At 64.8% G+C, this 11,913-nt stretch carries 12 protein-coding genes; 7 read left to right on the forward strand and 5 right to left on the reverse strand.

The window, feature by feature from the left end:
- Positions 1–35: 35 nt before the first annotated feature.
- Genes E7811_RS06025 through E7811_RS06035 form a run of 3 tightly spaced genes read right to left on the reverse strand, consistent with a single transcriptional unit; the run spans position 36 to position 4,721 of the window.
- Positions 36–1,166 carry a M48 family metallopeptidase gene (locus tag E7811_RS06025; protein ID WP_136393634.1) on the reverse strand — a complete coding sequence of 377 codons (1,131 nt, stop codon included), beginning with the start codon at positions 1,164–1,166 and terminating at the stop codon, positions 36–38.
- Positions 1,166–2,389 carry a DUF898 family protein gene (locus tag E7811_RS06030; protein WP_136393635.1) on the reverse strand — a complete coding sequence of 408 codons (1,224 nt, stop codon included), beginning with the start codon at positions 2,387–2,389 and terminating at the stop codon, positions 1,166–1,168. Before E7811_RS06030 ends, E7811_RS06025 begins: the two co-directional genes overlap by 1 nt.
- A 25-nt stretch (positions 2,390–2,414) precedes the next feature.
- The gene (locus tag E7811_RS06035) at positions 2,415–4,721 is read right to left on the reverse strand and encodes a DNA topoisomerase IV subunit A (RefSeq protein WP_136393636.1); all 2,307 of its coding nucleotides are present in this window, start codon (positions 4,719–4,721) and stop codon (positions 2,415–2,417) included.
- A gap of 146 nt (positions 4,722–4,867) precedes the next feature.
- Between E7811_RS06035 and E7811_RS06040 the strand changes: the two genes are divergently transcribed.
- The 6 genes from E7811_RS06040 (at position 4,868) to E7811_RS06065 (ending at position 9,096) form a co-directional block, all read left to right on the forward strand.
- A complete protein-coding gene (locus E7811_RS06040) occupies positions 4,868–5,431 on the forward strand; it encodes an SH3 domain-containing protein (protein ID WP_136393637.1) in 564 nt (187 codons plus the stop codon).
- A gap of 74 nt (positions 5,432–5,505) precedes the next feature.
- Complete coding sequence (locus E7811_RS06045; protein ID WP_136393638.1) at positions 5,506–6,336, forward strand: SDR family oxidoreductase; 831 nt, start codon at positions 5,506–5,508, stop codon at positions 6,334–6,336.
- A gap of 80 nt (positions 6,337–6,416) precedes the next feature.
- Positions 6,417–6,620 carry a twin transmembrane helix small protein gene (locus tag E7811_RS06050; protein WP_136394254.1) on the forward strand — a complete coding sequence of 68 codons (204 nt, stop codon included), beginning with the start codon at positions 6,417–6,419 and terminating at the stop codon, positions 6,618–6,620.
- 3 nt (positions 6,621–6,623) lie between these two features.
- A complete protein-coding gene (locus E7811_RS06055; RefSeq protein WP_136393639.1) occupies positions 6,624–7,196 on the forward strand; it encodes a cob(I)yrinic acid a,c-diamide adenosyltransferase in 573 nt (190 codons plus the stop codon).
- A gap of 210 nt (positions 7,197–7,406) precedes the next feature.
- Complete coding sequence (locus tag E7811_RS06060; protein ID WP_136393640.1) at positions 7,407–8,168, forward strand: electron transfer flavoprotein subunit beta/FixA family protein; 762 nt, start codon at positions 7,407–7,409, stop codon at positions 8,166–8,168.
- Position 8,169: 1 nt separating this feature from the next.
- Positions 8,170–9,096 carry an electron transfer flavoprotein subunit alpha/FixB family protein gene (locus E7811_RS06065; protein ID WP_136393641.1) on the forward strand — a complete coding sequence of 309 codons (927 nt, stop codon included), beginning with the start codon at positions 8,170–8,172 and terminating at the stop codon, positions 9,094–9,096.
- Between the two features lie 50 nt (positions 9,097–9,146).
- Here the strand turns inward: E7811_RS06065 and E7811_RS06070 are convergent, their stop codons facing one another.
- Entirely contained in the window at positions 9,147–9,980 is an 834-nt protein-coding gene (locus E7811_RS06070) for a DUF6473 family protein (RefSeq protein ID WP_136393642.1), read from the reverse strand.
- Positions 9,981–10,148: 168 nt separating this feature from the next.
- Between E7811_RS06070 and E7811_RS06075 the strand changes: the two genes are divergently transcribed.
- The gene (locus E7811_RS06075; protein ID WP_136393643.1) at positions 10,149–11,024 is read left to right on the forward strand and encodes a 3-hydroxybutyryl-CoA dehydrogenase; all 876 of its coding nucleotides are present in this window, start codon (positions 10,149–10,151) and stop codon (positions 11,022–11,024) included.
- Positions 11,025–11,031: 7 nt separating this feature from the next.
- Here E7811_RS06075 and E7811_RS06080 read toward each other — a convergent pair whose 3' ends face one another.
- Complete coding sequence (locus E7811_RS06080; RefSeq protein ID WP_136393644.1) at positions 11,032–11,898, reverse strand: lysophospholipid acyltransferase family protein; 867 nt, start codon at positions 11,896–11,898, stop codon at positions 11,032–11,034.
- Between the last annotated feature and the right edge of the window lie 15 nt (positions 11,899–11,913).

An 11,913-nucleotide genomic window follows, 5' to 3' on the forward strand; every position in this document is an offset into this window, starting at 1 on the left:
GCGACAGGCGCGGTCAAACCTTATCGCCGCTCCGGTCAGCCTTCGCAGATCGATCTAAGCGCCATCCATTCCGCCCCGCTCAGAACCGGGCGGGTCACGCCCTGATCCGACGCCTCGCCACGCGCGGCATCGGCCCGGCCTGCGGTCTGCGGATGGGTCGCGATGTATTCCGGAAGGCCCGTACCGTCCCTGTCCAGACGGTCGAAGAAATCCGCAAGCCCGGCGATGTCCACCTGCGCGGTGCGCAGAAGATCGTGGGCGAAGCCGTCGGCGGCGGTTTCGGCCTCGCGACTGTAGGCGGCGTTCATCACATGTTCGCCCATCACCGCAATCAGCGCGGCCCCGGTGAAATCACCCAGCACGATCGACAGAAGCCCCGCCGTGCCGGCCGACCGCATCGCCGCGCGAAGCGGATCGCGTGCCGCAACATGGCCCAGTTCATGCGCAAGCACACCCGCCACTTCCTCGGGCGTCTCTGCCTCGTCCAGAAGGCCACGCAGGATCACCACATGCCCGCCCGGCGCGGCAAAGGCGTTGACCATCGCGTGATCGAAGACCACCAGATCGACGGGATAGGGCAGATCCAGCCCGATCGTCAGCCGGTCGCGCATGATGGCAAGCGCCTCGGCCCCTTCGGCACCGGTGCAGGTCAGCGCGCGCTGTTCTCCGTCCACTGTCAGCAGCCATTCGATCTGCTGCTTGACGGACTGGCCCAGTACCACCTCGGTTTCGGGCGGGATGCGATCGGCCAGGAACAGCGCAAGCCGGGGCAGCAGCACGAAGAACAGGACGCAGAAGGCCGCCGCCGCAGCGGCAAGGCGCGTGACCACCCGGCGCGCCGTGCCCCGGCGCAGGTCGCGCCGGTCTAGCGCGGGCGCATACGCCAGAACCCAGGCGATCATTTGCGCGTCACCCAGCACAAGACGCGCCGGATCGCGGGGCGTTTCATCGCCGGTATCGTGGTGCAACGTCAGTGTGAGCATCCCGCGATCCGCCTCGCCCGGCAGGCGCCGGACATGGGAAAGCGGCCAGACGACCTCGGCCTCGGCCCCTTCGGCCAGAAGGGCAAGGCCCGCGCCGTCGTCGGTCGGGCGGACGCGCAGCATGTGGCGCCGTGCGCTGTGCCCGTCGAAGAAGACCGCCTCGACTGGGGCGGGGGCGGACATCAGATCGCCCCGCCGATATCCAGCGCGTCGGCGAACCCGTCAGCATCAGCGCCCTTGTCGAAGGCGCGCTGACGCACCCGCGACAGGGCCTCGGCATTGGCCACCGACGAGGTCGCGACGATATGGGCGATGACGGGATGGGTGATCAGGGCCAGCGCCCCGGCAGAAAGCGCCGCCAGAAGCAGCAGGTAAAGCCCCGCGATGATCACCAGGCGCACGATGCCGATGTCCTCGGCACCCTCGCCCAGGCTGGCAAACAGCCCCGCAACGATCAGGCCGTAGCCCAGCAGGACCACCGCCGCCGCGATGACCAGAAGGATGGTGCCGACGATCACCTTTGTCAGGATCGTCTTCAATGACGGGTTGGAAGCAAACAGCACCTCGCCTTCGAGGGTCGTGTTCGACATCAGGTAGGCAAAGCTCTGCACGCGGTAATAGACAAACCCGATCAGCAGCCAGACATAGCCGAAGACCACCGGCAGGATCGCCCAGGGTGTCATCCCCGCCGGGTCCGACGGGTTCATCCCGGCCATGACAAAGGTCATGACGATCGCCGCGATCACGATGACTGCCCCGATGAAGACATGCTTCATCGCGCCATAAAGGGCGGTCCAGCGCCCCGACTGGACGAAGCGCGCGTCGCCGTAATAGCTGCGGTCGGTCATGTATTTCGCCAGCCCGAAGGTCTGGCGCGGCAGCAAAAGCCCAAGCGTGACGGTTGTAAGCAGCGTATGTCCCAATGCCCTCAGCACATAGCCAAGGGCCTGCGATTCCATCCCGAAGCGGATCCCCCGGAACCGTGTCCGCGCCAACTTGTAGCGGCGCGACCGGTATTCGGCGAAGAACATCCAAGGCAGAAGCGCCAGGAACGAGACGAAGATGACCGTGCTCTGCATGGTGAGTTCGGCCTCGGTCGTCGGTTCCAGCACGAAGCGGATTCCGGCGAAGAACAGCAAGAGGTTCACGATGCCCAGATAGACGGCCAGAAAGACCATCGCGACCAGGAATCCCAGGAATTTCTCAAGCCCGGTGCCAGTGTATTCGAAGGCATCGCCCTGAAAACGGGTCGCCGACCAGATGAACCGGCGGATGCGCGTCTTGCCCCAGAACCGGTAGATCCCGAGCGTCAGCACGGTCAGCAGGTTGGTGGCAAGCGCAAGCCGGAACAGGGGCCCGCCCTTGCCCGCGTAGGTCGCCTTCTCGAATGAACCCGTTTCAATCATTACTCGAAATCTCCGCCCGTTTCGATCAGGTGAATCTGTTGTCCCGTGGGAACCCCCTTGGCGCCATCCGGCCCGCGCTGGCACGCGCGGCCTGCCATTCGGACAGGTCGGGTTCCAGCCGCGTGCGTCCGGCCGGATCCTTCCAGGCCAGCCCCTCGGCCAGAACGAAGGTCGTGGCGTCCGACAGGCCGCCGTCCTTGTACTTCTGGAGCCGGACGCCCTTGCCCTTGGCCATTTCGGGCAGTTCCGACAGGGGGAAGACCAGAAGCTTGCGGTTGTCGCCGACGACGGCAACGGTATCGCCCTTGACCGGCCGGACCAGCGCGGCCCTGACGCCATCCTTGACGGTCAGCACCTGCTTGCCCGCGCGGGTCTGGGCAACAACCTCGTCCGACGGCACGACAAAGCCGTCCCCGGCGGTCGAGGCGATCAGAAGCCGGTCGCCGGGGCGGTGGATCATCAGTTCGACGATCTCGCTGTCGTTCGGCAGATCGACCATCAGGCGGACGGGTTCGCCCATGCCGCGCCCACCCGGCAGGTTGGCGCCCAGAAGCGTGTAGAACCGCCCGTTCGCCCCCAGCAGAAGGATGCGGTCGGTGGTTTCGGCATGGAAGATGAACCGCCCCTCGTCGCCGTCCTTGAACTTGACCTCGGAGTCGAGCGGCACGTGCCCCTTCATCGCGCGGATCCAGCCCATCCTGGAACAGATAACGGTGATCGGCTCGCGTTCGATCATCGCCTCGAACGGCACTTCCTCGACCTCGCCCGCGTCGGCAAAGGTCGTGCGGCGGGCGCCCGTGGGCGTGGATTTGCCGAACTGCTTCTGGATCTCGGCCAGATCCTTGCCGATGCGCTTCCATTGCAGGCGCGGGTCGGCCAGAAGATCGTCCAGCTCGGCGCGTTCGGCCATTAGCGCGTCGCGCTCGCGGATCAGTTCCATTTCCTCAAGCTTGCGCAGCGACCGCAGCCGCATATTGAGGATCGCTTCGGCCTGCACCTCGGTCAGTTCGCCTTCGCCATCCATCGGCGGCGGGACGTAATCCTTCTCTGACGCCGCCCGGAGATGCGGCTTGCCCCAGTCCTCGGCCATGAGCGCCCGCTTGGGATCGTCGTCATAACGGATGATGTCGATCACCCGGTCGAGGTTGAGGAAGGTGATGATGAACCCTTCCAGGATCTCCAGCCGGTTGTCGATCTTCTCGATCCGGTGCCCGGTGCGGCGCAAAAGCACGTCGCGGCGATGGTCGAGGAAGGCGCGCAGCACCTCTTTAAGGCTGCACACCTTGGGCACGCGTCCGTCGATCAGCACGTTCATGTTCAGGCTGAACCGAGTTTCCAGATCGGAATTGCGGAACAGCGCCCCCATCAGGACGTCGGGTTCAACCGTGCGCGCGCGGGGTTCCAGAACGATGCGCACATCCTCGGCGCTTTCGTCGCGCACATCGGCCAAGAGCGGGACCTTCTTCAACTGGATCAGTTCGGCCAGCCGTTCGATCAGCTTGGATTTCTGCACCTGATAGGGGATCTCGGTCACGACGATCTGCCACTGGCCGCGACCAAGATCCTCGACCGCCCATTTCGCGCGTATGCGGAAGGCGCCGCGGCCTGTCCGATAGGCGTCGCGGATGCTGTCCTTCGGTTCGACGATCACGCCGCCGGTCGGGAAATCCGGGCCGGGGATGATATCCACCAGCGCATCATCGGGCGTGTCGGGCGCCTTCAGCAGCACCTGACAGGCGTCGATCAGTTCGTGCAGGTTGTGCGGCGGGATGTTGGTGGCCATCCCCACCGCGATCCCCGACGACCCGTTCGCCAGAAGGTTCGGGAAGGCCGCCGGCATGACCACGGGTTCTTCCAGCGTGCCATCATAGTTCGGCCGGAAGTCCACCGCGTTTTCCGCCAGCCCCTCCATCAGGGTTTCGGCGATGGCGGTCAGGCGGGCCTCGGTGTAGCGGCTGGCGGCGGGATTGTCGCCGTCGATATTGCCGAAGTTGCCCTGCCCGTCGACCAGCGGGTAGCGCACGTTGAAATCCTGCGCCAGACGCGCCATCGCGTCATAGATCGCGGCATCGCCATGCGGGTGATAGTTGCCCATCACATCGCCCGAGATCTTGGCCGATTTCCTGAAACCCCCGGTCGAGGACAGCCGAAGCTCGCGCATGGCATAGAGGATTCGCCGGTGAACCGGCTTCAGACCGTCGCGCGCATCGGGCAGCGCGCGGTGCATGATCGTGGACAGCGCATAGGTCAGATAGCGCTCTCCGATGGCACGGCTCAGCGGTTCGGCGCTTGTGGCTTGCTCGATCTTGGGGTCGTCAGGCTCTGTCGTCATGGATGTTGTGTAGTTTGACCGAAGGCATCGGTCCAGCCGGAATTGCAGGCACGCGGGCAAAGGGGGAAATTTCGAGGGCTTTTTCCTCTGTGACCCTGACCGGGTTGTGGTAAACACGTTCACGTTGTGGTGATTCAGGTGGTGTGATGATTAGGCTTACGGTCCTGCTTTGCGCGGCAATGTTCGTGACGCTTTTGATCGGCGGTCGCGACTACGGCCAGATGCGGCCCGGCCTGATGGCCGCCAGCTCGCCGACTCTGCCTGCCCCCGCACCGGACGCTGCCGCCGGATCCGTGGCCCTGGCTCTTGCCGACGCACCCGATACCGCCGTTCCCGATACCGCTGCGCAGGACACGGGACTTGACCCGACGGCCATCGCCTACACGCCCCCCGAACCCGTCCAGACCTCGCCCCGTGTCGTCCAGCTCAGGGCGCCCGATCCGTCCTTTACTGTCATCGCGGAACCGGTTACCGCGGACCCCGTCGGCGATGCAGATGGCGCCAGAATCTTCACCGTGAACGCCCGCGCCGTGAACGTGCGCGAAGGGCCGTCGACCGAATACAGCGTCGTGGGCAAGCTTGTGCGCGGCGATACCGCGCTGGTCGTCTGGGAAGAGGCCAACGGCTGGGCGCGCATCCTGGTCGAGGGTGACGGGATCGAGGGCTATGTCTCGATGAGCTTCCTCACCCCCGAACCGGCCACGAACTGACGCGATCTTCGGTTGCCGTCCTGCCGCAAGCTCCGTAAGCCCATATGCAAGACGGAAAACCGCAGCAGGCAGGCATGACACGGCAGAAAAGCATCCTCATCACCGGGTGTTCCTCGGGCATCGGCCTTGACGCCGCGCATGGATTGAAGGCACGCGGCTGGCGGGTCTTTGCCACTTGCCGGCAGGAAGCGGATTGCGCGCGCCTTGAAGGCGAGGGGCTGGAAAGTTTCGTGCTGGATTATGCCGACGAAGCCAGTATCTCCGCCGCAGTCGACGAAGCCCTGTCACGCACCGGCGGAACCCTGGACGCACTGTTCAACAACGGCGCCTTCGCCTGCCCCGGCGCGGTCGAGGACCTGCCGCGCGGCGCCCTTCGCGAGATCTTCGAGGTCAACCTGTTCGGCTATCACGACCTGACGCGCCGGGTGATCCCCACGATGCGCAGCCAGGGGCATGGCCGCATCGTCAACTGTTCCTCGGTCCTCGGGCTTGTCGCCCTGCAATGGCGCGGCGCCTATGTCTCGACCAAATTCGCGATGGAGGGGCTGACGGACGTCCTGCGGATCGAGATGCGGGGCACCGGCATCGACGTGATCCTGATCGAACCCGGCCCGATCACCAGCCGGATCCGCGAAAACGCCATCCCGCATTTCGAGAAATGGATCGACTGGGAAAACTCTGCCCGCGCCGATGAATATCGCGGCCTGCTGGACCGTCTTTACAAAAGCCGCGGGCCGGACCGGTTCGAACTTCCGGCCTCGGCGGTGACGGCCAGGCTGATCCATGCGCTGGAAAGCCCGCGCCCAGCGGCGCGCTATTTCGTGACCACGCCGACGCATCTGATGAACCTCGCGCGCCGCGTGCTGCCGACCCGCGCGCTGGACTGGCTGATCGCGAAAGGCTGACAGCACGGCGCGCAGAAGACCATTCGCTTTTTCCGTCAGGCCCGCTAGATGAAGGGCAGACACGAAAGGAGCTCCCGATGCTGCTAGACGATCCGCTGTTCCTGATGGGCGCCTTCGGGGCCTTCGTCGTTCTGGCCATCCTGATGGTCGGCATCGGCGGTTTCGCCAAAGGGGGTGACTTCAACCGCAAGCACGCCAACCGGATCATGCGCTATCGCATCATCGCGCAGGCGGTCGTGGTGATCATCATCGTGGCCTTCGCCTGGCTGCGGTCCAAGGGGTAAGACATGGTCGTTCTGTCGAAGATCTACACCAAGACCGGCGACGCCGGCGAAACCGCCCTGGGCAACGGGGCAAGGGTAGCCAAGCATTCCAACAGGGTGGCCGCCTATGGCACGGTCGATGAGACCAACGCCACCGTCGGCCTTGCGCGCCTGCATGCAACCGGGGATTTCGATGCCGCGCTCGCCCGGATCTCGAACGACCTGTTCGATCTGGGAGCGGACCTGTGCAATCCGGACCTGCACAAGGATGCCACCGCGGAATACCCGCCGCTGCGCGTGATCGCAGGCCAGGTGGCGCGACTCGAATCGGAAATCGACGCGATGAACGCGCGCCTGACACCACTGCGCAGTTTCATCCTGCCGGGCGGATCGGCACTGGCCGCGCATCTGCACCTCTGCCGCACCGTCAGCCGCCGCGCCGAACGCTGCGTGGTCGAACTTGCCACCATGGAAGAGGTCAATCCCGAGGCGGTGAAATACCTCAACCGGCTGTCCGACTGGTTCTTCGTCGCGGGCCGTATCGCCAATGACGAGGGCAGCGCCGATGTTCTGTGGGTGCCCGGCCTGACACGCTAAGGTGCCGGCGATTCGCGGCTCTGCGCCCCGACAGATGACGCAACGTCCGCTGCATTGCGGCGCATGGGCGGTCACTGACGGAAAACGTGGCGTCCGAACGACACGGCGCGTCGATTTTTCACTGTTGCCGACGTGCCGGACGGGCTAACAACGCGGCGGAGAGCTTGGGATGGGCCCCGCACGCGGGGCCGGATGTAAGGAGATTTGCGGATGAAGGTCCTCGTGCCTGTCAAACGTGTGATCGACTACAACGTGAAGGTCCGTGTTAAGGCGGACGGATCGGGTGTCGATCTGGCGAATGTGAAGATGTCGATGAACCCGTTCGACGAGATTGCCGTGGAAGAGGCGATCCGTCTGAAGGAGAAGGGCGTCGCGACCGAGGTTGTCGTGGTTTCCATCGGCGTGAAGCAATCGCAGGAAACGCTGCGCACGGCGCTGGCGATGGGCGCGGACCGCGCGATCCTGATCGAAGCCGCGGCGGATGTGCACACCGACATCGAGCCCCTGGCCGTGGCCAAGCTTCTGGCCGGCGTGGTGAAGGAAGAGGCCCCCGGCATCGTCCTCGCGGGCAAGCAGGCGATCGACAACGACATGAACGCCACCGGCCAGATGCTGGCCGCGCTTCTGGGCTGGTCGCAGGCGACCTTCGCCAGCGAGCTGGCGGTCGAGGGCGACAAGGCCACCGTCACGCGCGAGGTGGACGGCGGGTTGCAGACGATCAGCGTGGCGCTGCCCGCGGTCGTGACCGTGGACCTGCGCCTGAACGAGCCGCGCTATGCGTCGCTGCCGAACATCATGAAGGCCAAGTCTAAGCCGCTGGCCACCAAGACGCCCGCCGATTACGGCGTGGACGTCAGCCCCCGGCTGACGGTGGTCAAGACCACCGAACCCGCCGGTCGCAAGGCGGGCGTGAAGGTCGGCTCGGTCGACGAACTGATCGCGAAACTGAAAGACGAAGCGGGGGTGATCTGAGATGGCCGTTCTTCTTCTTGCCGATGTGAACAACGGGCAACTGGCGACCGATGCGCTGGCCAAGACGCTGGACGCGGTGAAATCGCTGGGTGACGTGCATGTGCTGGTCGCAGGCCAGGGCGGCGATGCGGCGGCAGCCGAGGCGGCGACGCTTGCGGGCGTGTCGAAGGTGCTGTTCGCCGAAGGGCACGACTATTGCCACGGCATGGCCGAGGCGACGGCGGCGCTGGTCGCGGGCCTGGCGGGGGGCTACAGCCATATCGCGGCCCCGGCGACGGCGGCGGCCAAGAACGTGCTGCCGCGCGTGGCGGCCCTTCTGGACGTCATGGTCCTGACCGATGTGACGGCGGTGATCGATGCCGAAACCTTTGAACGCCCGATCTATGCCGGCAACGCGATCCAGACCGTCAAGTCGGGTGACAAGGTGAAGGTCTTCACCGTGCGGACGGCGAATTTCGCCGCCGTGGGCGCAGGCGGATCGGCCGCGGTCGAAAAGATCTCGGGCGAGACCGCGCAGGGCCTGTCCTCCTGGGTCGAGGACAAGGTGGCGGCCTCGGACCGGCCGGAACTGACCAGCGCCGGGATCGTCGTGTCCGGCGGGCGCGGCGTGGGTTCGGAAGCCGACTTCGCGCTGATCGAGAAACTGGCCGACAAGCTGAACGCGGCCGTCGGCGCCTCGCGCGCGGCGGTCGATTCGGGCTATGCCCCGAACGACTGGCAGGTTGGCCAGACCGGCAAGGTCGTGGCACCGAACCTCTATGTCGCGGTCGGCATCTCGGGCGCGATCCAGCACCTCGCGGGGATGAAGGATTCGAAGGTCATCGTCGCCATCAACAAGGACGAAGAGGCCCCGATCTTCCAGGTCGCCGACTATGGCCTGGTCGCAGACCTCTTCACCGCCGTCCCGGAACTCATCGAAAAGCTGTAAGGCCGGTGACGCAAGGCGTTGAAAGGGGCACCCTTCGGGGTGCCCCTTTTTCATTCGGCCTCGTAAATCCGTTCCAACACCGGGCCAAGCGCGGCGGCCAGTTCCTCATGCACCGCCGGACCGGGCAATCCCCGCACGGGCAGGCTGTCGAAAGGCCCCGGCACCATCTCGGGCGGGCTGTCGCGCAGCGCCGCGCTGCTGGGGATCACCTCGACATAGGCCGTGGCCTTTGCGCGCAGGGCCGTCAGCATGGACCGGTCGATCAGCAGGGGGTCACGGGAAAGGTCGGCCGGTCCGGGCGCGGGGGGCGGATCATCGGCCAGCCAGACCAGCACCGTTTTCCCACCCGCCTGGTCAAGAAGCGCGGTCATCCGTGCAACCCAGGCCCAACGCAATTCATCCGCCATCACCGCGAATTTCGCGGGCGATACCGCCTGCAGGGTCTGCAGCATGTGGCGAGTGAAGTGGAATTCGGTGAAGTCCACTTCGCGATAGATCGTCTGAAGCAGGGATGACGCCTTCAGGAACCGGTCGTTCCGGCGCGGATGGACGGAATAGAACCGGTTCGACAGGTTCTGCGCCCCCATGATCATCACGACTGTCACCCGGGCTGCGGCCAGGATCCGGGCCACCTCGGGTTCGCCCAGATAAAGGTCGATCCCCGCGTTTGGATAGCCGAGGTTGACCATCCTGAGCCCGGTCCGTTCCTCGATCAGCGCCGGATAGGGCATGGAAATGTGCTTTCCATAGGTTTCCGTTCCGCCAAGAACGGCAATGAAAGGAAAGGAAAGATCCCGCCGCGGCCCGCGGAACAGGATCTTCGACCTGCCATAGCGGCAGGGATAGTAATCAAGGGCATAGTCGCCCTGAACTGCATAGGCCATCGCACCCACCCTGAATTCTCACCCGGAACGGATCGTGACGGCAAAGGCTTTCCAAACCGCTAAACCTTGGGTTCTCGGAAAATTTTCACCACAGCAGGAAGGCGCGCCAGCCTTGCACATCGCCCCTGCCGGGGCATATGGTCAGCGCGGACAAGGAAGGTGGCGAGAATGGCTATTCAGACGGTTGGGATTGTGGGCGCAGGTCAGATGGGCAACGGCATCGCCCATGTCTTCGCGCTTGCGGGCTATGACGTGCTGCTGAACGACATCAGCCAGGACAGCCTCGACAAGGCGGTGGCCCTGATCGACCGCAACATCGAACGGCAGGTGTCCCGCGGAAAGGTCAGCGCCGAGGACAAGGCCGCCGCGATGGCGCGCATCCGCACCACGCTGAGACTGGCCGATCTGGGGCCGACCGATCTGGTCATCGAGGCCGCGACCGAACGCGAAACGGTGAAGCAGGCGATCTTCGAAGACCTGCTGCCGCATCTGAAACCTTCGACGATCCTGACCTCGAACACCTCGTCGATCTCGATCACGCGGCTGGCCAGCCGCACGGACCGGCCGGAAAAGTTCATGGGATTCCATTTCATGAACCCGGTGCCGGTGATGCAACTGGTCGAACTGATCCGGGGCATCGCCACGGACGAGGAAACCTACAAGACCCTGCTGGGCGTGGTGGAAAAGCTGGGCAAGACGGCCGCCAGCGCCGAGGACTTCCCCGCCTTCATCGTGAACCGCATCCTGATGCCGATGATCAACGAGGCGGTCTATACGCTTTACGAAGGCGTGGGCTCGGTCAAGTCGATCGACGAATCGCTGAAACTGGGGGCGAACCATCCGATGGGGCCGCTGGAGCTGGCTGATTTCATCGGGCTGGACACCTGCCTTGCGATCATGAACGTGCTGCATGACGGCCTGGCGGATACGAAATATCGCCCCTGCCCGCTTCTGACGAAATATGTGGAGGCCGGTTGGCTGGGGCGGAAAACCCAGCGAGGCTTCTACGATTATCGCGGGGAAACCCCGGTGCCGACGCGCTGATCAGCGGTCAGTCGGCGCGCAGGGACAAGGTCTGTTCGCGCAGCCATTCCATGAACCCGCGCGGGTCGGTCGCCCAGTCCGCGATCACCTCGGGCGCAAGCGGCGCGCCCACGACCGGGGCCTGGGGCCGGTTCAGCGCATGCACCACCTCGTGCAGCAAAAGCCCCTGCCGCAGGGTCGGCGAAATCTGTGCCGCGATCTGGTAGGCACGGCTGTTCTGGCCGGGGAAATAGACCGGCACCACCGCCGCGCCCGATTTCAGGATCATCTTGGCGGTGAACGGGTGCCATTCCTTTTCGATGGCCGGGCCGAACCAGGTTTCGGCATTGGCCACCGCGCCCGAGGGAAACAGCACCACCACCCCGCCGGCGGCCAGATGATCCATCGCCTGCTTGCGCATCTCGAGGCTTTGCTGAAGCGCGTTTTCCTCGTGCTGGAACGGCACGGGGATCATGAACTCGGCAATCTCCTCGATGCCGGTCAGAAGGGACCGCGTCAGGATCTTGTAATCCGTCCTGACACGGCCGATCAGATCGGCCAGGATCATCCCATCGACCAGGCCATGCGGATGGTTGGCCACCACGATCACCGGGCCGGTGGCGGGGATGTTGGCGATCTGGCTTTCCGGCGTGTTCAGCCCGATGCCCATCGTCGCCAGCGCCTTGGTGAAGAAGGCCTGCCCCGTCACCTTCTCGCTGGCTTCGAACTTGCGGATCAGGCGCAGGAGCGTGACCTTGCCAGTCAGCCATTCCATCACCCGGATCGTGTTCGACTTCCACGGACTGGTGAAGGTGTTGGCATAGGACAGGCGGCGCTTGTCATAGGGACGGAACCCCGGCGCGTCCGAGAAACGCTCGATCTGGGGGTTTTCCATCACGTCGCGGAACGG

The organism is Aliigemmobacter aestuarii, from assembly GCF_004799285.1.
GTDB classification, from domain to species: domain Bacteria; phylum Pseudomonadota; class Alphaproteobacteria; order Rhodobacterales; family Rhodobacteraceae; genus Aliigemmobacter; species Aliigemmobacter aestuarii.